Below are 22,148 nucleotides of genomic sequence, written 5' to 3'. Positions count from 1 at the left end.
CGTACGCCCCGGAATAGCCCGCTCGCCACCGCGGTTGACCCACCCCAAGAGCATGCATGTGCATCCACTCCGAAAGGGTCCCTCGTGAAGATCGGAATCATCGGCGCGGGCAACATCGGCGGCAACCTCACCCGGCGGCTCACCGCCCTCGGCCACGAGGTCTCCGTCGCCAACTCGCGCGGCCCGCACACCCTCACGGAACTGGCCGAGGAGACCGGCGCGACCCCGGTACGCGTCGAGGAGGCCGCCCGCGGCGCCGAGATCGTCGTGATCACCGTCCCCGTCAAGGCCGTACCCGACCTCCCGGCCGGTCTCCTTAAGGACGCCGCCGAAGGGGTCGCCGTCATCGACACCGGCAACTACTACCCGCGGCAGCGCGACGGCAGGATCGCCGGTATCGAGGACGAGGGCCTGACCGAGAGCCAGTGGACCGAACGGCAGATCGGCCACCCCGTGATCAAGGCCTTCAACGGCACCTACGCCCAGGACCTCCTCGACCGCCCCCGCCCCGCCGGCGCCCCCGACCGCATGGCCCTCCCGGTGGCGGGCGACGACGAGACCGCCAAGGCCAAGGTTCGCGCCCTCATCGACGACCTGGGCTTCGACACCGTCGACGCGGGCCCCCTCGCCGACTCCTGGCGCCAACAGCCCGACACCCCGGTCTACGGCCTCCGCGGCGGGGTGGACGAGGTCACCAGGGCCCTCGCGGAGGCGTCCCCGGAGCGCAAGCCGGAGTTCCGGGGCTGACGGCGGCCGGGCGACGGGCGGTCAGCACTCGATGATGTTGACCGCGAGCCCGCCCCGTGCCGTTTCCTTGTACTTGACGCTCATGTCGGCGCCGGTGTCCTTCATGGTCTTGATGACCTTGTCGAGGGAGACCTTGTGGGAGCCGTCGCCGCGCAGGGCCATGCGGGCGGCGGTGACCGCCTTGACCGCGGCCATGCCGTTGCGTTCGATGCAGGGGATCTGGACGAGGCCGCCGACCGGGTCGCAGGTGAGGCCCAGGTTGTGCTCCATGCCGATCTCTGCGGCGTTCTCGACCTGCTCGGGGGTGCCGCCCATGACCTCGGCGAGGGCGCCCGCGGCCATCGAGCAGGCCGAGCCGACCTCGCCCTGGCAGCCGACCTCGGCGCCGGAGATGGAGGCGTTCTCCTTGAAGAGCATGCCGATGGCGCCGGCGGCGAGGAGGAAGCGGACCACGCCGTCCTCGTCGGCGCCGGGGACGAAGTTGATGTAGTAGTGGAGGACGGCGGGGATGATGCCCGCGGCGCCGTTGGTGGGGGCCGTGACGACCCGGCCGCCCGCCGCGTTCTCCTCGTTCACCGCCATCGCGTAGAGGGTGATCCACTCCATGGCGTGGGCGAGCGGGTCGCCCTCGGCGCGCAGCTGGCGGGCCGTGACCGCGGCGCGGCGGCGTACCCGCAGGCCGCCCGGCAGGATGCCCTCCCGGGACATGCCGCGGTCCACGCACTCCCGCATGACCCGCCAGATCTCCAGCAGGCCCGCGCGGATCTCGTCCTCGGTGCGCCAGGCGCGCTCGTTCTCCAGCATCAGGGAGGAGATCGACAGGCCGGTCTCCTCGGTGAGGCGGAGCAGCTCGTCGCCCGTGCGGAAGGGGTACTTCAGGACCGTGTCGTCCAGCTTGATCCGGTCCGCGCCGACCGCGTCCTCGTCGACGACGAAACCGCCGCCCACCGAGTAGTACGTCTTGGACAGCAGCTCGGCGCCCGAGGCGTCGTACGCCCAGAGCGTCATGCCGTTGGCGTGGTAGGGGAGCGCCTTGCGTCGGTGGAGCTTGAGGTCCTTGTCGAAGTCGAAGGGGATCTCGTGCTCGGCCAGCAGGTTCAGGCGGCCGTCGGTCCTGATCGTCTCGATCCGGTCGTCGGCCGTCTCCACGTCCACCGTGCGCGGGGAGGCGCCCTCCAGGCCGAGCAGCACCGCCTTGGGCGTGCCGTGGCCGTGGCCGGTGGCGCCGAGGGAGCCGTACAGCTCGGCGCGTACGGAGGCGACGGAGGGCAGCAGGTCCTCGTTGCGCAGGCGGCGCGCGAACATGCGGGCCGCCCGCATCGGTCCCACCGTGTGGGAGCTGGACGGGCCGATGCCGATCGAGAACAGGTCGAAGACCGAGATGGCCACGGTCACTCCTCAGGGGCGGGGCGGCGGCGCACCCGGTGTCCGGGTCTCGGACCGGGTGCGCCACCTGGGACTTACTTGTTCAGGCCGGCGTACAGGGGGTGCTTGTCCGCCAGGGCCTTGACTCGGGACTTCAGCGACTCGACGTCGGCTCCCCCAAAGGGAGAGGCCGCCTTGAGCGTCTCCGCGATCACGTCCGCGACCTCGGCGAAGTCCTCGGCGGTGAAGCCTCGGGTCGCCAGCGCGGGCGTGCCGATCCTGAGGCCCGAGGTGACCATCGGGGGCCGTGGGTCGTTCGGGATCGCGTTGCGGTTGACGGTGATGCCGACCTCGTGGAGACGGTCCTCGGCCTGCTGGCCGTCCAGCTCGGAGTCGCGCAGGTCCACCAGGACCAGGTGCACGTCCGTGCCGCCGGACAGCACGTCCACGCCGACCGCCCGGACGTCGTCCCGCACCAGGCGCTCGGCGAGGATACGGGCGCCCTCCAGGGTACGGCGCTGGCGCTCCTTGAAGTCCTCGCTCGCCGCGACCTTGAAGGCGACCGCCTTCGCCGCGATCACATGCTCCAGCGGGCCACCCTGCTGACCGGGGAAGACCGCGGAGTTGATCTTCTTGGCGAGTTCCGCCGTGGAGAGGATCACACCGCCGCGCGGGCCGCCCAGCGTCTTGTGGGTGGTGGTCGTGACGACGTGCGCGTGCGGCACCGGGTTGGGGTGCAGCCCGGCCGCGACGAGGCCCGCGAAGTGCGCCATGTCGACCATCAGGTACGCGCCGACCTCGTCCGCGATCCGGCGGAAGGCGGCGAAGTCCAGCTGCCGCGGGTAGGCAGACCAGCCCGCCACGATCAGCTTCGGCCTGGCCTCCTTGGCCAGCTTCTCGACCTCGGCCATGTCGACCCGGCCGTCCTCGCCGACGTGGTAGGCGACCACGTCGTAGAGCTTGCCGGAGAAGTTGATCTTCATGCCGTGGGTCAGGTGCCCGCCGTGCGCGAGGTTCAGACCCATGATCGTGTCGCCGGGCTTCAGCAGCGCGAACATCGCCGCCGCGTTGGCCTGCGCGCCCGAGTGCGGCTGCACGTTGGCGTGCTCGGCGCCGAACAGCTCCTTGACGCGGTCGATGGCGATCTGCTCGACCACGTCGACGTGCTCACAGCCGCCGTAGTAGCGGCGGCCCGGGTAGCCCTCGGCGTACTTGTTGGTGAGGACCGAGCCCTGCGCCTCCATCACCGCGACCGGCGCGAAGTTCTCGGAGGCGATCATCTCCAGCGTGGACTGCTGGCGGTGCAGCTCGGCGTCGACCGCGGCGGCGACCGCCGGGTCCAGTTCGTGCAGGGGGGTGTTCAGGACGGACATCCGGATACGACTCCTCAGCCGGCGGTGTGGGCGACGTACTCGTCGGCGGAGAGCAGGTCGGCGGGCTCCTCGGTGACGCGCACCTTGAACAGCCAGCCGCCCTCGAAGGGCGCCGAGTTCACCAGGGACGGGTCGGCCACCACGTCCTCGTTGATCTCGGTGACCTCACCGGACACCGGGGAGTACAGGTCGCTGACCGACTTGGTCGACTCCAGCTCGCCGCAGGTCTCACCCGCGGTCACCGTGGAGCCGACGTCGGGGAGCTGGGCGTAGACGACATCGCCGAGCGCGTTCGCCGCGAACTCGGTGATACCGACCGTCGAGACGCCGTCCTCGGCGGCCGACAGCCACTCGTGCTCCTTGCTGTAGCGCAGCTGCTGGGGGTTGCTCATGGCCTGAATTCTCCTGTACGGGCGGGAGTGCTGATGATGGGGATGACGGGGGGAAGACGGGGGGATGACCGAAAACCCGGTGAAACCGCTGGTGAGCGGCGTGTGTGTGCGGGGTCACGGCGGACCGCCGCGTCCAGTGTCTACTTCTGGCGCTTGTAGAACGGCAGCGCCACGACCTCGTACGGCTCGTGGCTGCCCCGGATGTCCACGCCGACCCCGGCCGTGCCCGGCGCCGAGTGCGCCGCGTCGACGTACGCCATCGCGATCGGCTTGCCCAGGGTGGGGGAGGGGGCGCCCGAGGTGACCTCGCCGATCACCTCGCCACCGGCGACGACCGGGTACCCGGCGCGCGGCACCCGGCGGCCCTCGGCCACCAGGCCGACCAGGACGCGCGGCGGGTTGGCCGCGGCCCGCTCAGCCGCCTCCGCCAGCGCCGTACGCCCGACGAAGTCGCCCTCCTTCTCGAACTTCACCACCCGGCCGAGGCCGGCGTCGAAGGGCGTCAGCGAGGTGCTCAGCTCATTGCCGTACAGCGGCATGCCCGCCTCCAGGCGCAGGGTGTCCCGGCAGGACAGCCCGCACGGCACCAGACCGGCCGCCTCGCCCGCCTTGGTCAGCGCCTGCCACAGCTCCACGGCGTGCTCCGGCTTCACGAACAGCTCGAAGCCGTCCTCGCCGGTGTAGCCGGTGCGCGCGATCAGCGCCGGGACGCCCGCGACCGTGCCGGGCAGCCCGGCGTAGTACTTCAGGCCGTCCAGGTCGGCGTCGGTGAGGGACCTCACGATCGCCGGGGACTCGGGGCCCTGCACGGCGAGCAGCGCGTAGGCGTCCCGGTCGTCGCGCACCTCGGCGTCGAAACCGGCGGCGCGCTCGGTCAGCGCGTCCAGCACGGTCTGCGCGTTGGAGGCGTTGGCGACCACCATGTACTCGGTCTCGGCCAGCCGGTAGACGATCAGGTCGTCCAGGATGCCGCCGTCCTCCTGGCAGATCATGGTGTAGCGGGCCCGGCCGACGCCGACCGAGGCGATGTTGCCGACCAGGGCGTGGTTCAGCAGGGCGGCGGCCTGCGGGCCGGTGACGGTGATCTCGCCCATGTGGGAGAGGTCGAAGAGCCCGGCCTTGGTGCGCACGGCGTTGTGCTCGTCGCGCTCGGAGCCGTAGCGCAGGGGCATGTCCCAGCCCGCGAAGTCGGTCATCGTCGCGCCCAGCGCGCGGTGCACGGCGTCGAGCGCGGTACGGCGGGGTTCGGTACTGCTCATCGGTCGGTCGTCTCCCAGGGCATGACGGCGGGGGCGAGGTCGTTCCTCCCCATCTGTCATCGGAACCTGAGAGGTTCGTCATGACCGCGCACGAGCGCCGCGTACGACATGACTTGCACCTTGGGTGGGACCGCCGGGGACGACGGCCCGCTTTTCAGATGTGCCTCGCCCGCGCGGTAACGGGGCCTGAGAGATTCAAGGGAGGGACTTGCTCCTTCGGCGCCCCGGCGACTGGCCGGGGACTCTCCCGCGCGGATTCAAACGGCCGGTATGCAGTTGGCGGGCACATCATTGCACGCATCGACGCGGGGCGGCAGGGGGAGCCTAGGCACAGCGCTCTGTAGCGGGTCTGTTGCGGGAAGCGCACAGAACGACGAGACGTCACGTATTACCTTCGCTTTACAGTCGACGGGCAGGGAGCACGTGAACCGCCCCAGGGGAGGACGATCACGGTGAACAGGACCACGGCGGCGTACGCCACCACCTCGGGTCTCCCGCTGCCCAAGCGGCCCGCCGCGCCGGCCCGTCAGGCCTGCCCCCCACTGCCCGCCCCCGTCGTCCGTGACCTGCGCGAGCGCGGCGGCCACAGCCCGCACGCGCTGCTCTTCGGCCCCCGGGACCTGGTCGTCGTCACCGGCCTGCCCGGCAGCGGCAAGTCCACCCTGATGCGGCGCACGGTCCGCGACCGGCGTATCGACTCCCAGGACACCCGCGACCGCTGGGACGCCCGTACGCCGTCCTGGCTGCCGTACGCCGTCTACCGCCCCCTCGTCCGCCTCGCGCACTACGCCGGGCTGCGCCGGGCGCTGCGCGCCGGTGCGGCCGTCGTCGTGCACGACTGCGGCACCCAGGCCTGGGTGCGCGGCTGGCTGGCCCGCGAGGCCCGGCGCCGCGGCGGCACCCTGCACCTGCTGATGCTCGACGTCACCCCGCGGCAGGCCCTCGCGGGCCAGCGCGAACGCGGGCGCGGCGTCTCGCGGTACGCGTTCCTGCGCCACCGCGGCGCCGCCGCCCGGCTGCTGCGCCGGGTGGAGCGGGGCGAACTGCCCGACGGCTGCGGCTCGGCGGTGCTGCTCGACCGCGACGCGGCGGACACCCTGCGCCGGATCGGCTTCACCGGTTGAGCACTCCCCGGGGACCCCGCCCGTCACCCGATAGCCTTTCCAGCCACACGGCAGTACGGAGCAGGCGGTAGCAGATGGACTTCCCGGCACAGGCGCACCCCCATTCGCACGGCGGATGGCCCGGCAACGAACTGGAGGAGGTGCTGTCCGCCTCCCTCGGAGTGCCCTCGGCCGGCGCCCGCGTCGTCGAGGTCCTCGGCCGCAGCTTCCTGTGGGTGCCGCTGCCGGGCGGCGGCGGCCCCGACAGCGGCCCGCTCGACCTGCCCACCATGGAGATCGACGGCCAGGCCTACGTCCCCGTCTTCAGCTCCGAGGAACAGCTCCGCCAGGTCGCCGGGGCGCACATGTCGTACACCGTCGCCCCCGCCGTCGAGTTCGCCCGCGGACTGCCGCCCCAGGTCGGCCTCGCCCTCAACCCCGACGGCGTGGTCGGCATACCCCTGCCGCCTGTGGCCGTGGCCGTGCTGTGCCGGGCCGGGCGCACCCCGCTCGACGGCTTCGCCGGCGGTGGCCGGGTCCGCCTCTTCGAGCCCGACTGGCAGGACGACCCCGTCGACTTCCTCGCCGCGGCGTCCGCCGAGTTCGAGGGCACCGGCGTGGTCCGCACCGCCCGCCGCTGCCTCGCCGCGGTCGAGACCGACGACCCGGTCATGTTCGTCGGCGTCGAGCTCTCCCAGTGGGAGGGCGACCTGCGCCTCCTCCCCCTGGACGCCCTCGGCCGCGCCCTCGGTAAGGTCCCCGTGAAGTGGCAGGTGAACCTCGTCCTGATGGACGTCACGGACGACCCGGTGGTCACCTGGCTGAGGGAAAAGGTCCGGCCGTTCTTCCAGCAGGGGATGTAGGCCGGACTTTTCTCCTGGACGGGGACTTTTCAACGCCGCCAGGGGCAGCGACCCTAGGGGCGCGGGGCCGGGTCGGCATGCGGCTCCGCCGCCGGGCGCGATCAGCCACGATGGGCCCGCAGACACAACGCGGCACCAGCCCCGCAGGCAAGGGCAGGCTTACGCTAGGGTCGCAGCCGAGTAACGGCGTTGTACGGAGGGGCGTAAATAAGGTGAGCGCTGGCACCGCCGCGACCGGCCAGGTCGAGCACATGCTGCGCCAGGTGACGCCCGGGCGCTACGACGCCTACGAGGCGCTGCTGAGGGCGCTCGCCACCCCGTCGTCCGGCCGGATCTGGATGCTCCTCTGGCACGGCCAGGCCGGTTCCCCCGACGCCCAGTACGGCAACATGGAGGTCGACGGCTTCGGCTACGCCCCCTGCGTCACCTCCGCCCAGGAGTTGTCGGCCAGTGGCTGGAACCGGTCCTACGAGGTCGTCGACGGCATCGACGTCGCCCGTACCCTCTACCCCGACCACTACGGACTGTGGCTGAATCCGCATGCCCCCGGTGGCGGCGTCGGCGTACCGTGGCTCGATCTGCGCCGGATCGCCACCGGCCTGGACCGTCAGCCCGCCGGACCGCTCAGGCTGTCCGAACCGGCCATCGAGGTCCCGCAGTTCTACGCCCTGCTCACGCAGAACGCCCACCGCACCCCCGCGGTGCGCTCGCTGCGCCGCGCCTGGGTGCAGCCCGCGCTGGGCGCGCCGTACCTCGCCATCGGCCTGGACGTGTACGACACCTCGCCGCCCGCCGTGGACTCGGTGCGCGCGATGATGCAGCAGTCCGTCAGCGCCGTACCGGACGGACTCCCCGTCTCGACGGTCGCGATGTCGGACGAGTACGACCCGGTCGCGATGTGGCTGCGGTCCAACGCCCGGCCGTTCTACGACCGTGAGGCCCACGCCGCCCCCTCCGCGGCCGCCCCGGTCAGCGGCTACGGCTACCCGCCCGCACCCGGTCACCAGCCCGGCGCCGCAGCCCCGCACGCTTACTGAGCGAAGTCGTCCCGTCACCTCTGGCCTGGGCCAACGCGGTTGAGCCAGGCCCGCCAACTGGTGTGTGTATCGGGCAAGTTAACTTTCACACCCGCGATGTACCGGTACCCGCCGATTTATTGAGTGTTCAGATCTCGACTAGGTATCACCGCTATGCGGACTGTTCTCCGTCGCCGGTTGCAGTCTGTAGTGTTCTGGCGGTCAGTAGTGCATTCCCCTTTTTCAAGCGGAACCCGGAGTGTCCTCCCTATGCGCATACCCAGATCCCGTGCCGCCAGGGCGATCACGGCCGCGTTGGCGGTCGGTCTGATCGTCACCGGCTGCGCCAGTGAGCGAGACCAGGAAGACGACGCCAACGGCTCCAAGGACACGTTCGTGTTCGGTGCCCCCGGTGACATCGCCTCCCTCGACCCCGCGCTCGCGAGCGACGGCGAGACCTTCCGCGTCACGCGCCAGGCCTTCGAGGCTCTGCTTGAGCACGAGTCGGGCGGCAGCAAGCTCGTCGGCGGCCTCGCCGAGAGCTGGGAGAGCAACGACGAGGGCACGGTCTGGACCTTCAACCTCCGCAAGGGCGTGAAGTTCCACGACGGCGAGACCTTCAACGCCGACGCCGTCTGCGCCAACTACGACCACTGGTTCAACTGGACGGGCACCTACCAGTCCAGCGCGGTCTCCTACTACTGGCAGACCATCATGGGCGGCTTCGCGAAGAACGAGGACAAGGAGACGCCCGAGGCGAACTACAAGTCCTGCACCGCGAAGGACGAGAACACCGCCGTCATCGAGGTCAAGAAGCCCTCCGCCAACCTGCCCGGCGGCTTCTCCCTCCAGGCGCTGGCGATCCACTCGCCGAAGGCCATCAAGGCGTACCAGGAGCAGGAGGCGACCGCCAAGGGCGACGCCATCACCTACCCCAAGTACAGCCAGGAGGCCGGCACGGTCGCCGGTACCGGCCCGTACAAGATCACGAAGTGGAACAAGGGCAACAAGGAAGTCTCCCTGACCCGCTTCGACGAGTACTGGGGCGACAAGGCCAAGGTGAAGAACCTGGTCTTCCGCACCATCGACACCGACAACGGCCGCCGTCAGGCGCTCCAGGCCGGTGACATCGACGGCTACGACCTGGTCGCGCCCGCCGACGTCAAGACGCTCGAGGGCGAGGGCTTCGAGGTCCCGACCCGTGACGTCTTCAACCTCTTCTACGTCGGCATGACGCAGACCGCGAACCCGGCGCTGAAGAAGAAGGAAGTCCGCGAGGCGATCGCGCACGCCATCGACCGGGAGAACCTGGTCAAGACCCAGCTGCCCGAGGGCGGCAAGGTGGCGACGCAGTTCATGCCGGACACCGTCGCCGGTTACTCGGACAAGGTGAAGACCTACGAGTACGACACCGCGAAGGCGAAGCAGCTCCTCGCCGGCGCCAAGGAGAGCAAGCTCAAGATCGAGTTCTGCTACCCGACCGAGGTCACCCGCCCGTACATGCCCTCCCCGCAGGACCTGTTCGAGCTGATGAAGGCCGACCTGGAGAAGGCCGGCATCACCGTCACCCCGAAGCCGATGAAGTGGGCCCCGGACTACCTGGACGCCACCGAGGCCGGTTCCTGCGCCCTGCACATGCTCGGCTGGACCGGTGACTTCAACGACGGCTACAACTTCATCGGCACCTGGTTCGCGGGCTTCGACAAGCAGTGGGGCTTCAAGAACCAGAAGCTGTTCGACGCCGTGAACGCCGGCTCCGAGGTCGGTGACGAGGCCGAGCGCACCGCCGCCTACGAGGCCGCCAACGTGGCGATCATGGACTACCTGCCGGGTGTCCCGATCTCCTCCTCGCCGCCGGCCATCGCCTTCGGCAAGAACGTCAACCCGCCGAACGTCTCGCCGCTGACGCAGGAGAACTTCGCCGAAGTCTCCTTCAAGTAAGCAAGACAGGCATACGTACACAGGTCCGTCCGGCTGCTGAACCTTGGCGGCCGGACGGACCTGTTCATGAAGTCACACACGTAAGAAAGGGGCATGCGGGGTGCTGCGTCTCGTCGTACGAAGACTGCTCCAACTCATTCCCACCCTGCTCGGCCTGTCGGTTCTGCTGTTCCTCTGGCTCAACCGGCTGCCCGGCGGACCCGCCTCAGCGATCCTGGGGGAGAAGGCCACCGAGGCCGAAGTGGCACGGATCAACCGTGCGTTGGGGCTCGACCAGCCCCTCTACGTCCAGTACTGGCGGTTCCTGAAGCGCATCGCCGAACTCGACCTCGGCACCTCGGTGCAGACCGGCCAGCCGGTGTGGGACGAGTTCACGCTGCGCTTCCCCGCCACCGTCGAACTCTCCGTCGCCGCGATGATCATCGCCATCGCGATCGGTGTGCCGCTCGGCTACTTCGCGGCCCGCAAGCGGGGCGGCTGGCTGGACGTCACCGCCGTCTCCGGCTCGCTGGTCGGCATCTGCATCCCGGTCTTCTTCCTCGCCCTGATCCTCAAGGGCGTCTTCGCCGTCGAACTGGGCATCTTCCCCAGCTACGGCCGCCAGTCCACCGGACTCAACGCCACCGACGTGACCGGATTCGCCATCCTGGACGGCATCCTCACCGGCGAACTCGACGCCTCCTGGGACGCCATCCAGCACCTGGTGCTGCCCGCCATCACCCTCGCCTCCATCCCGCTCGCCGTCATCGTCCGGATGACCCGCGCCAGCGTGCTGGAAGTGCTGGGGGAGGACTACATCCGCACCGCCGAGTCCAAGGGCCTCAAGCGGAGCACCGTGCGCGGGCGGCACGTGCTGCGCAACGCCATGCTGCCGGTCGTCACGGCCGTCGGCCTGCTCACCGGCTCACTGCTGTCGGGAGCCGTCCTCACCGAGTCCGTCTTCTCCTTCGGCGGCATCGGCTCCTTCATCCGGACCGCGATCGACGGCCGCGACTACCCCGTGCTCGTCGGCTTCATCATGTTCATCGCGATCGTGTACGTCCTGATCAACCTGCTGGTGGACGTGGCGTACAGCCTCATCGACCCGAGAGTGCGGGTGCACTGACGTGAGCCTCACGAAAACCGAGAAGATCGAGCGTCTCGCGCAGCTGACCGCACAGCACGAGACCACCTCCGGAGCCAGCCTGTGGCGGGAGGCCTTCCGGCGGCTGAAGGCCAGCAAGATGGCGATCATCGGCGCGGGCATCATCGCCGTCTTCGTCGTCCTCGCCGTCATCGGCCCCTGGATCGCCCCCCACTCGCCCACCGCGCAGACCTGGCGCGGCGAGGTCCTGGTGAACCAGGGGAAGTTCGTCGGACCACGTGCCGAGAACTGGCTGGGCCTTGACCACCTGGGCCGCGACATGTTCTCCCGGATGCTGATCGGCGCCCGGCAGACCCTGCTCGTGGGTGTCGTGTCCACCCTCATCGGCCTCACCGTCGGCTTCCTCATCGGCGGCTTCTCCGGTGCCGCCGCCACGCTGGGCGGCGCCACGGGCAAGCGGATCGACTCCGTGATCATGCGTGTCACCGACATGCTGCTGGCGCTGCCCTCGCTGCTCCTCGCGGTGTCCGTGGCCGCCGTCCTCGGCCAGTCGCTGACCACCGTGATGATCGCCGTGGGTGTCGTGCAGGTGCCGATCTTCGCCCGGCTGCTGCGCGGTTCGATGCTCGCCCAGGGCGGCACCGACTACGTACTGGCCGCCCGCGCCCTCGGCGTGCGCCGCAAGCGCATCGTCGTCACCCAGATCCTGCCCAACTCGCTCAGCCCGGTGATCGTCCAGGCGACACTCTCCCTGGCCACCGCGATCATCGAGGCTGCCGCCCTGTCCTACCTGGGTCTCGGCAACCCCGACCCGTCGGTGCCAGAGTGGGGCGTCATGCTGGCCCGTGCGCAGGACTTCTTCGACAACGCGCCGATGATGGCCGTCTACCCGGCGGTCGGCATCATCATCACCGCCCTCGGCTTCACCCTGCTCGGCGAGGCCATGCGGGAAGCCCTCGACCCGAAGCTGCGAGGCTGAACCACCATGCCACTTCTCACAGTCGACGAACTGACCGTCACCTTCGGCGGCCAGCACGGCCGCAAGGAGTCCCGCGCGGTCGACGGGGTCTCGTTCTCCGTCGACCAGGGCCAGGTCGTCGGGCTGGTCGGCGAGTCCGGCTGCGGCAAGTCCGTCACCTCCCTCGCCCTGATGGGGCTGCTGCCCCGCAAGGGCGTCAAGATCGGCGGCCGTGCCGACCTCGACGGCTCCGACCTGCTGACCATGGACCGCAAGGCGCTGCGTGACCTGCGCGGCAGCAAGATGGCCATGATCTTCCAGGACCCGCTGTCGTCCCTGAACCCGGTCGTCCCGATCGGCGTCCAGGTCACCGAGATCCTCCAGCGGCACCGGGGGCTCAGGGGCGAGGCCGCCCGCAAGGAGGCCGCCCACCTGCTGGACCGGGTCGGCATCCCCGACCCCACCCGGCGGCTCAAGGAGTACCCGCACCAGATGTCCGGCGGCATGCGCCAGCGCGCGCTGATCGCCATGGCCGTGGCCTGCGCGCCCAAGATGCTCATCGCCGACGAGCCGACCACCGCCCTCGACGTGACCATCCAGGCCCAGATCCTGGAACTGCTCAAGGAACTGGTGGACGAGGAGGGCACCGCCCTGCTGATGATCACCCACGACCTGGGCGTGGTCGCGGGCCTCTGCGACCAGGTCAACGTCCTGTACGCGGGCAAGGTCGTGGAGTCCGCCGGGCGCCGCGAGCTGTTCGCCCACCCCACCCACCCCTACGCGCACGGACTGCTGGGCTCCATCCCCCGCCTGGACGCCCCGCGCGGCGAGCCGCTCACCCCCGTGCGCGGCTCCATCAACGACCGGATCGCCTGGGCCGACGGCTGCGCCTTCGCGCCCCGCTGCGACCGCTACGAGGTGGACTGCCTGACCGGCGGCCCCGCGCTCACCGAGCCGCGCGCCGCCGGACACCAGGTGCGCTGCGTCCACCCCGTACTCGAAGACGCACGGGCCGAGGAGGTCCCCGCATGAGCCTGCTCGAACTGGACGGCGTGAAGGTCCACTTCCCGGTGAAGAGGGGCGTCCTCTTCGACCGTGTCGTCGGCCACGTCCACGCGGTCGACGGTGTCTCCCTCAAGGTGGAGGCGGGCCAGACGTACGGACTGGTCGGCGAGTCGGGCTGCGGCAAGACCACCCTCGGGCGGGCCGTGCTGCGGCTGGTGGACATCACCGAGGGCGAGGTCGTGCTCGACGGCACCGACCTGGCGAAGCTGCCCGACGAGGAGATGCGCCGCTTCCGGCGCCGCCTCCAGATGGTCTTCCAGGACCCGCTGGGCTCGCTCAACCCCCGGCAGAACATCGAGTCGATCCTCACCGAGGGCATGCTCGCCCACGGCATCGGCGCCAGCCAGGAGGAGCGCCGGGAGAAGATCAAGGCCATCCTCGCCAAGGTCGGCCTGCCCGCCAACGCGCTCTCCCGCTACCCGCACGAGTTCTCCGGCGGCCAGCGCCAGCGCATCGGCATCGCCCGCGCGCTGGTCCTGGAGCCCGACGTCATCATCTGCGACGAGCCCGTCTCGGCGCTGGACGTCTCCATCCAGGCGCAGGTGATCAACCTCCTCGAGGAACTCCAGGAGGAACTGGGCCTGACGTACGTCGTCATCGCCCACGACCTGGCCGTGGTCCGGCACATCTCCGACGTGATCGGCGTGATGTACCTGGGCGCCCTGGTGGAGGAGGCCCCGAGCGACGCGCTGTACGCGGAGCCGAGGCACCCCTACACCAAGGCCCTGATGTCCGCGGTGCCGGTGCCCGACCCCGAGGTCGAGGACCGGCGCGAGCGCATCCTGCTCACCGGCGACCTGCCCTCGCCCGCCAACCCGCCCACCGGGTGCCGCTTCCACACCCGCTGCCCGTGGGTGCAGGAGACGCTGTGCACGACCGAGCGGCCCCAGCTGACCGACGTCGGCGGCGGGCACCGGGTGGCGTGCCACTACGCCGCCGAGATCGCGGCCGGGACGCTGACGCGGACGATGGGCGACGTGGTCCCGGCGGCGCGTGAGGAGATCGCGGACGCCGAGGTTCCGGCGCAGTCGGAGGCGCCCGAGGCGGAGAAGGCCGCGGAGGAGCCGACGGCGGTTGAGGACGCCGACAAGGCCGCGGAGGAGCCGACGGCGTCCGAGGCCGACGAGAAGCCCGCGAAGGCCGAGAAGGTCGAAGAGACCGAGAAGGTCGAGAAGGTCGAGAAGGTCGAAGAGACCGAGAAGGCTGAGAAGGCCGAGAAGCCCGCGTAACGGTGTCTTCAAGGGGTGTGCGCCTTGCTTCGTAAGGTGCACACCCCTCGGCGCGTCAGAATGTTCGGGTGTTCCAGCAAATCTTCAGCCCGTCCGTCCAGCACACGCTCGACCTGATCGGCATCTTCGTCTTCGCCATCTCCGGCGCGCTGCTGGCCGTCCGCAAGAACTTCGACGTGTTCGGCATCGCCGTCCTCGCCGAGGCCACCGCGCTCGGCGGCGGGCTGTTCCGGGACCTGGTCATCGGTGCCGTGCCCCCCGCGGCGTTCACCGATCTCGGCTACTTCCTCACCCCGCTGCTCGCCACGCTCCTGGTCTTCTTCCTGCACCCGCAGGTGGAGCGCATCCAGGTCGGCGTGAACGTCTTCGACGCGGCGGGCCTCGGCCTGTTCTGCGTGGCGGGCACCACGAAGGCCTACGAGTACGGGCTCGGCCTCACCGCCTCCGCAGCCCTGGGCCTGGTCACCGCGGTCGGCGGCGGCGTCGTGCGCGACGTCCTCGCCAACGAGGTGCCGTCGCTGCTGCGCTGGGACCGCGATCTGTACGCCGTACCCGCGATCGTCGGAGCCGCGCTGACCGCGCTGTGCATCGGCTACGACGTCCTCAACCCGCTGACCAGCGCACTCGCCGCCGTCGTGGCCTTCGTCCTGCGGCTGCTGGCGATGCGTTTCCACTGGCGGGCGCCCCGGGCGTGGAACCGCAGGTCGACGGTGCGGGAGGAGCCGCCGGACCAGGCGGCCCCTCCCAAAGCTACCGCTTAGTAATTGTCTGTTGTACGGTACCGCCATGTCTCAGGCATCCCAGGCGACCCTCGGCAGCAGCGAGTTCGACCGTGACACCGCGGTCACCCGCCGCGAACCCGGCGTGTACGACATCGACCTGTCCGCGGGCTGGACCATCATCAACGCCGTCAACGGCGGGTACCTGCTGGCCGTCCTGGGCCGCGCCCTCGCGGACGCCCTGCCGCACCCGGACCCCTTCACCATCTCCGCGCACTACCTCACCGCCTCCCAGCCCGGCCCGGCGGTCGTCCGCACGGAGACCGTCCGCACCGGCCGCACCCTCTCCACCGGCCAGGCCTCGCTCTTCCAGTACGACGAGCAGGGCGCCGAGGTCGAACGCATCCGCGTCCTCGCCTCCTACGGCGACCTGGGCGCCCTCCCGGACGACGTCCGCACCTCGGCGAAGCCGCCCGCGATCCCGCCGATGGACCAGTGCTTCGGCCCCCAGGACGGCCCCGCCCCGGTCCCCGGCAGCTCCGCCATCACCGACCGGCTGATGCTCAAGCTCGACCCCGCCACCCTCGGCTGGGCGCTCGGCGCGCCCTCCGGCAAGGGGGAGATGCGGGCGTGGTTCGGCCTCGCCGACGGCCGCGACGCCGACCCCCTCTCGCTCCTCCTCGCCGTCGACGCGCTGCCGCCCACCGCCTTCGAACTCGGCCTCACCGGCTGGGTCCCCACGGTCGAACTGACCGTGCACATCCGCTGCCGCCCGGCCCCAGGCCCGCTGCGCGTCGCCATCACCACCCGCAACCTCGCGGGCGGCTTCCTGGAGGAGGACGCGGAGGTCTGGGACAGCGCCGACCGGCTGGTGGCGCAGTCGAGGCAGCTGGCGCGGGTGCGGCTGGCCTGAGGGGCGGCCCTAGTCCAGCCAGTGGACACGGCCGATGCTGATGAGCCGTAGGCGGCGGGTCGCGAGGTGGGCGACCCGCCGCCGCTCGCTCTCCGGGGTGTCCAGGGACTCCAGGAACTGCGAGGCCGTGACCAGCATCTGGTCGACGTAGAGCCCCGCGAGCATCGTCAGGTCGTCGTCGCTCCAGCCCCGGGCCTCCGGGTCCCGCGCCAGCACCGCCCGCACCTCCTCGGTGAACAGGGCGAGCTGACCGCTGATGGCCTGCCGCACCGGCTGGACCCCGCCGTGCTGCTCACGGGCGATGAAACGGACGTGGGCGGGATGCGCCGCCACATACGCGCCGATCAACCCGACGGCGCGCACTATGCGTTCGTCGCTGTCACCGGCCGAGGACACGATCGTGCGGATCGTGGCGTGCAGGCTGTCCAGCGCCTCCTCGACCAGTGCCACACCCAGGTCGGCGATGGAGCGGAAGTGCCGGTAGAAGGCGGTCGGCGCGACACCCACGGCCCGGGTGACCTCGCGGAGCCCCAGACTGCTCAGGCTCTGCTCCTCCAGCAGCTCCAGCGCCGCGTCGAGGAGTGCCTGCCGGGTCTTCCGCTTCTGGGCCTGCCGGATACCGAGGGTGTGACTCATGCCATGCAGTTAACAACTGTTCTCCGGAATTGAGAAGGCATCGCGCGAGTTAGACTGGGAAGTCAGTGAACAGATGTAACTACAGTCGTTCACCCAACTGAAGACCACTGAAGACCACTGGAGACCTGGGGGATTGGCTCCATGTTGTTTCTCGTCGCCGCACTTCTGCTCCTCGGCGTCGTGCTGGGCACCGTCGCCCACGCACCGCTGACCTTCTCCGTCGCCGTGGGCGCCGCCATCGCCGTCTGGCTGGGCCTCTTCGCCCTCCGCGAGCGCCACGGCCGCAGGCACCGCACCCCGACCACCGGGAGCTGACCACCATGCAACTGACCGCACCGGCCACGAGCCACACCGGCAAGCGCGACCCCGACGGCATGGCCGTCGCGTCCTTCATCCTCGGCCTGCTCGGCCTGCTCGTCCTCAACGTCTTCCTGGGCCCCGTCGCCATCGCCCTGGCAGCGGTCGCCCTGTGGCGCGGAACGAGCCGCCCGGCACGGGCGTACCTGGGCCTGGGCCTGGGGGTCGCGGACCTGCTGGTCCTGGCCGCCTTCATGCAGGCGGACAACACGATCTCCTGGAGCTTCTGACCGACCCCTGCTCCCGCTGGGGGCGGTCGCCCAGGTAAGGCGCACTCCAGGTCGGCATGGGGACCGCCGTAGAATCGGCGGCACCATGGCATACCTCGACCACGCCGCGACCACCCCCATGCTCCCGGAGGCGGCAGAGGCACTGACCGCCCACCTCACCCGGACGGGCAACGCCTCCTCCCTCCACGCATCCGGCCGGGCCGCCCGCCGCACCGTCGAGGAAGCCCGTGAGACCCTCGCGGACGCGCTCGGCGCCCGCCCCAGCGAGGTCGTCTTCACCTCCGGCGGCACCGAGGCCGACAACCTCGCCGTGAAGGGCCTGTACTGGTCCCGCCGCGACGCCGACCCGGCCCGCACCCGCGTCCTCGCCAGTCCCGTCGAGCACCACGCCGTCCTGGACGCCGTCCACTGGCTCGGCGAGCACGAGGGCGCCACCGTCGAGTACCTCCCGGTCGACAAGTACGGCCGGGTGCACCCCGACGCCCTGCGCGAGGCCGTCGCCCGCGACCCCGACGATGTCGCCCTCGCCACGGTGATGTGGGCGAACAACGAGATCGGCACCCTCTTCCCCGTCGCCGAACTCGCCGCCGTCGCCGCCGAGTTCGGCATCCCCCTGCACGCCGACGCCGTCCAGGCCTTCGGCCAGGTCCCGGTCGACTTCGCCGCCTCCGGCCTCGCCGCGATGACCGTCTCGGGCCACAAGATCGGCGGCCCGTACGGCATCGGCGCGCTGCTCCTCGGCCGTGAGCACACCCCCGTACCCGTGCTGCACGGCGGTGGGCAGGAGCGCCATGTCCGCTCCGGCACCCTGGACGTCCCCGCCATCGCCTCCTTCGCCGTCGCCGGCCGGCTCGCCGCCGAGCAGCGCGAGTGGTTCGCCCGGGAGATCGGCGCCCTGCGGGACGCGCTGGTCGACGCGGTCCGCGAGGCCGTACCGGACGCGATCCTCGGCGGCGACCCGGCACCCGGCGGCAGGCTCCCGGCCAACGCCCACTTCACCTTCCCCGGCTGCGAGGGCGACTCGCTGCTGCTCCTGCTGGACGCGCAGGGCATCGAGTGCTCCACGGGCTCCGCCTGCACCGCGGGCGTCGCCCAGCCCAGCCATGTCCTGCTCGCCACGGGCACCGACCCGGACCTGGCCCGCGGCACCCTGCGCTTCTCCCTCGGCCACACCTCCACCGAGGCCGATGTCGAGGCCGTGGCGAAGGCCATCGGCCCGGCGGTGGACCGCGCCCGCGCGGCAGGCCTGACTTGAGCGCTTGGCGCTAGGCGCTAGGTCGGCGTAGGCGCCGTGGACGCCCGTCGCACCAGGCGCAGATACCGGTCCCAGTCCCAGTGCGGCCCGGGATCGGTGTGGTCCGTGCCCGGCACCTCGACGTGGCCGATGATGTGCTCGCGGTCGACGGGTATGCCGTAACGGCGGCATATCCCCGCGGTCAGACGGGCGGAGGCGGCGTACATCGCGTCCGTGAAGTCCTCGGGCCGGTCGACGAAACCGGCGTGCTCGATGCCGACGCTCCGTTCGTTGTAGTCGCGGTTGCCCGCGTGGTACGCCACGTCCAGCTCGCGGATCATCTGCGTGATGTGCCCGTCGTCCCGGACTACGTAGTGGGACGCGGCCCCGTGGCCCGGGTCCTGGAAGACCTGGACCGCGCTGTCGAAGCTGCCCTGTGTGACATGGACGATCACCATGTCGATGGAGTAGTCGTCGGGGCGGTCCGCGCGCCGCCAGTTGGCCGACGAGGCCGCCACCCAGCGCGCTCCCCGGTAGTCGACGGCGCCCTCGACCCGCGGCTTCTCCACCCCGGGAACCCGCCACCACAGCCGCGCCAGCTCGTCCCGCGCCAGCACCCCGGCGGTGCCGAGCCCGGCTGCCGCCGCGCCGCCGACGATCAGCGAGCGCCGCCCGATGCGGCGTTGCGAGCCGCCCTCCGTCTGCCCCATGTGATCCACAACGGATACTCGCGGGCTTCGGTTCCCCGGCCCCCGTACCCTGGATGCGTTATGACTGACACCCCGCAGCGCTCCCGTCCCCTCCGCGTCCTCGCCGCCATGTCCGGCGGGGTGGACTCCGCCGTCGCCGCCGCCCGCGCCGCCGAGGCGGGCCATGACGTGACCGGCGTCCATCTGGCGCTCTCCGCGAACCCGCAATCTTTCCGCACGGGCGCGCGGGGCTGTTGCACCATCGAGGACTCGCGCGACGCCCGCCGCGCCGCCGACGTCATCGGCATCCCGTTCTACGTCTGGGACCTCGCCGACCGCTTCCGCGAGGACGTCGTGGAGGACTTCGTCGCCGAGTACGAGGCCGGACGCACCCCGAACCCGTGCCTGCGCTGCAACGAGAAGATCAAGTTCGCGGCGCTGCTGGACAAGGCGCTCGCCCTGGGCTTCGACGCCGTCTGCACCGGCCACTACGCCAAGGTGATCGTCAAGGACGACGGCACGCGCGAGCTGCACCGCGCCTCCGACATGGCCAAGGACCAGTCGTACGTCCTCGGTGTACTGGACGACCGCCAGCTCGCCCACGCGATGTTCCCCCTCGGCGACACGGTGACGACCAAGGACGAGATCCGCGCGGAGGCCGAGCGCCGCGGCCTCGCGGTCGCCAAGAAGCCCGACTCGCACGACATCTGCTTCATCGCCGACGGCGACACCCAGGGCTTCCTCGCCCGTCGCCTGGGCCGCGCCGAGGGCGACATCGTCGACGAGGCGGGCAACAAGCTGGGCACCCACGAGGGCGCGTACGGCTACACCATCGGCCAGCGCAAGGGCCTCAGGATCGGCACCCCCGCCCCCGACGGCAAGCCCCGCTACGTCCTGGACATCTCCCCGGTCACCAACACGGTGACGGTCGGTCCGGCCGACGCCCTCGACGTCACCGCCCTGCGCGCGGTCAAGCCCCGCTGGTGCGGCACCGCCCCCTCCGGCCCCGGCACCTACACCGCCCAGCTGCGCGCCCACGGCGACGAGACCCCGGTGACCGCCGAACTGGTCGACGGCCACCTGGAGGTCACCTTCACCGAGGCCGTCCGCGGTGTCGCCCCCGGCCAGGCGATCGTCCTGTACGACGGCACCCGCGTGGTCGGCTCGGCGACGATCGCGTCCACGGTGCGGGCGACGGCGGACGTGGCCTGACACGGGCGGAGCGACGCGCGGGGCGTTCAGCCCGCGAGGAACTCCGCCAGCACCGGCGCCAGCACCGCCGGTTCCACCATGTGGTTCTGGTCCGTCAGGGCGCGGTACGTGCCGTCCGGCACCGCCTCGGCGATCGCCTGCGCGGACTGCCGCATCCACTGCGCGCTCGCGCCGCCCGCGAGGGCGAGGACCGGGCAGCCGACCGAGGCGAGGAGGGCGCGCGGTACCCGGCCGTCGCCCATCACCTCGTCGTCGTAGGCGAGGGTCGGCGCGATGGCCTCCATCTCGCTCCACATGGGGGACCGGCGGGCGCCCTGGATCAGCTGGGGAGCGAGCCCGGTGAGGGACAGGAACAGCTCGACGGCGTCGCCGCGCCGTCCGTCCGCGAGCGCCGCCGTCAGACCCTCGGTGTACTCGGCGCGTGCCCGCGCGTCCGCGTCGTCCATGGCGAACGGCACCTCGTAGACCGCCACCTGACGGACCGGCAGCCCGCTCGCCGCCGCGCGCAGGGCCAGCGCGCCGCCGGACGAGACGCCGTACAGCGCGGCCTCGCCGCCCGCGGCCTCGATCAGTGCCGCCAGGTCCTCGATCTCACGGGCCACCTCGTAGGGCGCCGTGTCCCCGCTCGCGCCGCGACCCCGGCGGTCGTAGGCCAGGACGGTGCAGCGGTCCGACAGGGCCCCGGCCAGCGGTGCCACCGTGGCCCCCGTCGACATCGCACCGCTGACCAGGATCACGGCGGGCCCGTGCCCGGAGCGTTCGTACGCGATCGGCGTGCCGTCGCGCGAGATGGTCTGCTTGTCCATGCCGTGGAGACTGCCACGCGGCACGGAACTCAATCACTCACAACACGTCGACGTCGTAGAAGCAGAGGTGGTCCTTGATCTCGGCGACGCCCGGCTTGGGCTCCGGGTAGGACCAGACGAGGTCCGCGGCGTCCGGCAGGGACCAGTAGGAGGCGGTTCCCTTGAAGGGGCAGTAGGTGTGGGTGTCGGAGGGCGTCAGCAGGTCCAGGCGTACGTCCTGCGCGGGGATGTAGTAGCGGACCGGACAGCCGGTCTCGCGCAGCAGCAGGGGGCGGTGGCTGTCGGCCAGCACCTGTCCGTCCCGGACGACCCTGACGTGCTGCGTGCCCTGCTCGATGGTGATCGTGTGTCCTTCGGCCATACCGGGACAGCGCGTCCGGGGCGGCGGTTGTTCCCGCGTACGGTGGCTCCATGAACATCTGTGTCTTCCTCTCCGCCGCCGACCTCGACGAGCGCTACACCCGCCCCGCGCGGGAGTTCGCGAAGCTGCTCGGCAAGGGCGGTCACGCGCTCGTGTGGGGCGGCTCCGACGTCGGTCTGATGAAGGTGGTCGCCGACGGCGTGCAGGAGGCGGGCGGGCGGCTGATCGGGGTCTCGGTGGACTTCCTGTCGGCCAAGGCGCGTCCCGGCGCCGACGAGATGGTGATCGCGCGGGACCTCGCCGAGCGCAAGAAGCTGCTGCTCGACAAGGCCGACGCGGTCGTGATCATGGTGGGCGGCACGGGCACGCTGGACGAGGCGACGGAGATCCTGGAGCTGAAGAAGCACGGGCGGACCGGGAAGCCGGTGGTGCTGCTGAACACCGCGGGCTTCTACGACGGGCTGAAGGAGCAGTTCCGGCGGATGGAGGACGAGGGCTTCCTGCCCCGCCCGCTGGCCGACCTGGTCTTCTTCGCCGACGAGCCGGTGGGGGCGCTGGCCTATCTGGAGGAGAACCTGGGCGTCGTGTGACGCCCG

Annotated in this window: 24 protein-coding genes and 1 riboswitch; of the genes, 16 read left to right on the top strand and 8 right to left on the bottom strand. The window is 71.0% G+C overall.

What is annotated here, in order from left to right:
- The first annotated feature begins 84 nt into the window (after positions 1–84).
- Positions 85–747 carry an NADPH-dependent F420 reductase gene (locus tag KBY47_RS22510; RefSeq protein WP_210923484.1) on the top strand — a complete coding sequence of 221 codons (663 nt, stop codon included), beginning with the start codon at positions 85–87 and terminating at the stop codon, positions 745–747.
- A 21-nt stretch (positions 748–768) separates the two neighbouring features.
- On the opposite strand, the gene KBY47_RS22505 is transcribed toward KBY47_RS22510, so the two are convergent.
- From KBY47_RS22505 to gcvT, 4 genes are all read right to left on the bottom strand, one after another.
- Entirely contained in the window at positions 769–2,136 is a 1,368-nt protein-coding gene (locus tag KBY47_RS22505; RefSeq protein ID WP_210923482.1) for an L-serine ammonia-lyase, read from the bottom strand.
- Between the two features lie 71 nt (positions 2,137–2,207).
- Complete coding sequence (glyA, locus tag KBY47_RS22500) at positions 2,208–3,485, bottom strand: serine hydroxymethyltransferase (protein WP_210923480.1); 1,278 nt, start codon at positions 3,483–3,485, stop codon at positions 2,208–2,210.
- Between the two features lie 14 nt (positions 3,486–3,499).
- Positions 3,500–3,877 (bottom strand): glycine cleavage system protein GcvH, encoded by a 378-nt coding sequence (gcvH, locus tag KBY47_RS22495; protein ID WP_210923478.1) that lies wholly within the window; start codon positions 3,875–3,877, stop codon positions 3,500–3,502.
- Between the two features lie 140 nt (positions 3,878–4,017).
- Complete coding sequence (gcvT, locus tag KBY47_RS22490; RefSeq protein WP_210923476.1) at positions 4,018–5,136, bottom strand: glycine cleavage system aminomethyltransferase GcvT; 1,119 nt, start codon at positions 5,134–5,136, stop codon at positions 4,018–4,020.
- A gap of 164 nt (positions 5,137–5,300) precedes the next feature.
- Positions 5,301–5,396, bottom strand: a riboswitch (glycine riboswitch).
- A 186-nt stretch (positions 5,397–5,582) separates the two neighbouring features.
- Between gcvT and KBY47_RS22485 the strand changes: the two genes are divergently transcribed.
- The 10 genes from KBY47_RS22485 to KBY47_RS22440 all read left to right on the top strand — a co-directional run bounded on the left by KBY47_RS22485 (position 5,583) and on the right by KBY47_RS22440 (position 16,027).
- Positions 5,583–6,260: an AAA family ATPase gene (locus KBY47_RS22485; protein WP_210923530.1), complete on the top strand. Its 678-nt coding sequence runs from the start codon at positions 5,583–5,585 to the stop codon at positions 6,258–6,260.
- A gap of 74 nt (positions 6,261–6,334) precedes the next feature.
- Positions 6,335–7,102 (top strand): enhanced serine sensitivity protein SseB, encoded by a 768-nt coding sequence (locus KBY47_RS22480; protein ID WP_210923474.1) that lies wholly within the window; start codon positions 6,335–6,337, stop codon positions 7,100–7,102.
- A 212-nt stretch (positions 7,103–7,314) separates the two neighbouring features.
- Positions 7,315–8,139, top strand: a complete 825-nt coding sequence (locus KBY47_RS22475) for an enhanced serine sensitivity protein SseB C-terminal domain-containing protein (RefSeq protein ID WP_308405236.1) — start codon at positions 7,315–7,317, stop codon at positions 8,137–8,139.
- Positions 8,140–8,388: 249 nt separating this feature from the next.
- Positions 8,389–10,059 (top strand): ABC transporter substrate-binding protein, encoded by a 1,671-nt coding sequence (locus tag KBY47_RS22470; protein WP_210923472.1) that lies wholly within the window; start codon positions 8,389–8,391, stop codon positions 10,057–10,059.
- Between the two features lie 100 nt (positions 10,060–10,159).
- Positions 10,160–11,164 carry an ABC transporter permease gene (locus KBY47_RS22465; protein WP_210923470.1) on the top strand — a complete coding sequence of 335 codons (1,005 nt, stop codon included), beginning with the start codon at positions 10,160–10,162 and terminating at the stop codon, positions 11,162–11,164.
- Between the two features lies 1 nt (position 11,165).
- On the top strand, positions 11,166–12,122 hold the full coding sequence (locus KBY47_RS22460; RefSeq protein ID WP_210923469.1) for an ABC transporter permease: 957 nt from the start codon (positions 11,166–11,168) through the stop codon (positions 12,120–12,122).
- Positions 12,123–12,128: 6 nt separating this feature from the next.
- Entirely contained in the window at positions 12,129–13,133 is a 1,005-nt protein-coding gene (locus tag KBY47_RS22455; protein WP_210923466.1) for an ABC transporter ATP-binding protein, read from the top strand.
- Entirely contained in the window at positions 13,130–14,395 is a 1,266-nt protein-coding gene (locus tag KBY47_RS22450) for an ABC transporter ATP-binding protein (protein WP_210923464.1), read from the top strand. The genes KBY47_RS22455 and KBY47_RS22450 overlap by 4 nt, the downstream gene beginning before the upstream one ends.
- A gap of 68 nt (positions 14,396–14,463) precedes the next feature.
- Positions 14,464–15,156 carry a trimeric intracellular cation channel family protein gene (locus KBY47_RS22445; RefSeq protein WP_210923463.1) on the top strand — a complete coding sequence of 231 codons (693 nt, stop codon included), beginning with the start codon at positions 14,464–14,466 and terminating at the stop codon, positions 15,154–15,156.
- A gap of 25 nt (positions 15,157–15,181) precedes the next feature.
- Positions 15,182–16,027, top strand: a complete 846-nt coding sequence (locus KBY47_RS22440; protein ID WP_210923460.1) for a thioesterase family protein — start codon at positions 15,182–15,184, stop codon at positions 16,025–16,027.
- Positions 16,028–16,036: 9 nt separating this feature from the next.
- Here the strand turns inward: KBY47_RS22440 and KBY47_RS22435 are convergent, their stop codons facing one another.
- Positions 16,037–16,663 carry a TetR family transcriptional regulator gene (locus KBY47_RS22435; RefSeq protein WP_210923458.1) on the bottom strand — a complete coding sequence of 209 codons (627 nt, stop codon included), beginning with the start codon at positions 16,661–16,663 and terminating at the stop codon, positions 16,037–16,039.
- 141 nt (positions 16,664–16,804) lie between these two features.
- On the opposite strand from KBY47_RS22435, the gene KBY47_RS22430 reads away from it, so the two are divergent.
- The 3 genes from KBY47_RS22430 to KBY47_RS22420 all read left to right on the top strand — a co-directional run bounded on the left by KBY47_RS22430 (position 16,805) and on the right by KBY47_RS22420 (position 18,505).
- A complete protein-coding gene (locus KBY47_RS22430; protein ID WP_210923456.1) occupies positions 16,805–16,978 on the top strand; it encodes a hypothetical protein in 174 nt (57 codons plus the stop codon).
- 5 nt (positions 16,979–16,983) lie between these two features.
- Entirely contained in the window at positions 16,984–17,250 is a 267-nt protein-coding gene (locus KBY47_RS22425) for a DUF4190 domain-containing protein (RefSeq protein ID WP_210923454.1), read from the top strand.
- Between the two features lie 85 nt (positions 17,251–17,335).
- Positions 17,336–18,505: a cysteine desulfurase family protein gene (locus tag KBY47_RS22420; protein ID WP_210923452.1), complete on the top strand. Its 1,170-nt coding sequence runs from the start codon at positions 17,336–17,338 to the stop codon at positions 18,503–18,505.
- Positions 18,506–18,522: 17 nt separating this feature from the next.
- Here KBY47_RS22420 and KBY47_RS22415 read toward each other — a convergent pair whose 3' ends face one another.
- Positions 18,523–19,194, bottom strand: a complete 672-nt coding sequence (locus KBY47_RS22415) for an N-acetylmuramoyl-L-alanine amidase (protein ID WP_210923451.1) — start codon at positions 19,192–19,194, stop codon at positions 18,523–18,525.
- A gap of 60 nt (positions 19,195–19,254) precedes the next feature.
- Between KBY47_RS22415 and mnmA the strand changes: the two genes are divergently transcribed.
- Complete coding sequence (gene mnmA / locus KBY47_RS22410; protein WP_210923450.1) at positions 19,255–20,385, top strand: tRNA 2-thiouridine(34) synthase MnmA; 1,131 nt, start codon at positions 19,255–19,257, stop codon at positions 20,383–20,385.
- A gap of 26 nt (positions 20,386–20,411) precedes the next feature.
- On the opposite strand, the gene KBY47_RS22405 is transcribed toward mnmA, so the two are convergent.
- Positions 20,412–21,191: an alpha/beta fold hydrolase gene (locus tag KBY47_RS22405; RefSeq protein ID WP_210923449.1), complete on the bottom strand. Its 780-nt coding sequence runs from the start codon at positions 21,189–21,191 to the stop codon at positions 20,412–20,414.
- Between the two features lie 37 nt (positions 21,192–21,228).
- Positions 21,229–21,552 (bottom strand): DUF427 domain-containing protein, encoded by a 324-nt coding sequence (locus tag KBY47_RS22400; protein WP_210923443.1) that lies wholly within the window; start codon positions 21,550–21,552, stop codon positions 21,229–21,231.
- Positions 21,553–21,602: 50 nt separating this feature from the next.
- Between KBY47_RS22400 and KBY47_RS22395 the strand changes: the two genes are divergently transcribed.
- Entirely contained in the window at positions 21,603–22,142 is a 540-nt protein-coding gene (locus tag KBY47_RS22395) for a TIGR00730 family Rossman fold protein (protein WP_210923441.1), read from the top strand.
- Positions 22,143–22,148 lie beyond the last annotated feature (6 nt).

It is taken from the genome of Streptomyces sp. B93, assembly GCF_018070565.1.
Classification (GTDB): domain Bacteria; phylum Actinomycetota; class Actinomycetes; order Streptomycetales; family Streptomycetaceae; genus Streptomyces.
Note: the sequence above shows the minus strand (reverse complement) of the source record. Positions and strands in the feature narration are given on the sequence as shown.

What these genes read in the sequence shown, in the direction of transcription:
- KBY47_RS22395 (WP_210923441.1), top strand. Translation starts at nt 21,603, where the DNA reads ATGAACATCTGTGTCTTCCTCTCCGCCGCCGACCTCGACGAGCGCTAC.
- KBY47_RS22425 (WP_210923454.1), top strand. Translation starts at nt 16,984, where the DNA reads ATGCAACTGACCGCACCGGCCACGAGCCACACCGGCAAGCGCGACCCC.
- KBY47_RS22405 (WP_210923449.1), bottom strand. Translation starts at nt 21,191, where the DNA reads ATGGACAAGCAGACCATCTCGCGCGACGGCACGCCGATCGCGTACGAA.
- KBY47_RS22455 (WP_210923466.1), top strand. Translation starts at nt 12,129, where the DNA reads ATGCCACTTCTCACAGTCGACGAACTGACCGTCACCTTCGGCGGCCAG.
- KBY47_RS22480 (WP_210923474.1), top strand. Translation starts at nt 6,335, where the DNA reads ATGGACTTCCCGGCACAGGCGCACCCCCATTCGCACGGCGGATGGCCC.
- KBY47_RS22400 (WP_210923443.1), bottom strand. Translation starts at nt 21,552, where the DNA reads ATGGCCGAAGGACACACGATCACCATCGAGCAGGGCACGCAGCACGTC.
- KBY47_RS22450 (WP_210923464.1), top strand. Translation starts at nt 13,130, where the DNA reads ATGAGCCTGCTCGAACTGGACGGCGTGAAGGTCCACTTCCCGGTGAAG.
- gcvT (WP_210923476.1), bottom strand. Translation starts at nt 5,136, where the DNA reads ATGAGCAGTACCGAACCCCGCCGTACCGCGCTCGACGCCGTGCACCGC.
- KBY47_RS22415 (WP_210923451.1), bottom strand. Translation starts at nt 19,194, where the DNA reads ATGGGGCAGACGGAGGGCGGCTCGCAACGCCGCATCGGGCGGCGCTCG.
- KBY47_RS22435 (WP_210923458.1), bottom strand. Translation starts at nt 16,663, where the DNA reads ATGAGTCACACCCTCGGTATCCGGCAGGCCCAGAAGCGGAAGACCCGG.
- KBY47_RS22420 (WP_210923452.1), top strand. Translation starts at nt 17,336, where the DNA reads ATGGCATACCTCGACCACGCCGCGACCACCCCCATGCTCCCGGAGGCG.
- mnmA (WP_210923450.1), top strand. Translation starts at nt 19,255, where the DNA reads ATGACTGACACCCCGCAGCGCTCCCGTCCCCTCCGCGTCCTCGCCGCC.
- KBY47_RS22430 (WP_210923456.1), top strand. Translation starts at nt 16,805, where the DNA reads ATGTTGTTTCTCGTCGCCGCACTTCTGCTCCTCGGCGTCGTGCTGGGC.
- glyA (WP_210923480.1), bottom strand. Translation starts at nt 3,485, where the DNA reads ATGTCCGTCCTGAACACCCCCCTGCACGAACTGGACCCGGCGGTCGCC.
- KBY47_RS22440 (WP_210923460.1), top strand. Translation starts at nt 15,182, where the DNA reads ATGTCTCAGGCATCCCAGGCGACCCTCGGCAGCAGCGAGTTCGACCGT.
- KBY47_RS22470 (WP_210923472.1), top strand. Translation starts at nt 8,389, where the DNA reads ATGCGCATACCCAGATCCCGTGCCGCCAGGGCGATCACGGCCGCGTTG.
- gcvH (WP_210923478.1), bottom strand. Translation starts at nt 3,877, where the DNA reads ATGAGCAACCCCCAGCAGCTGCGCTACAGCAAGGAGCACGAGTGGCTG.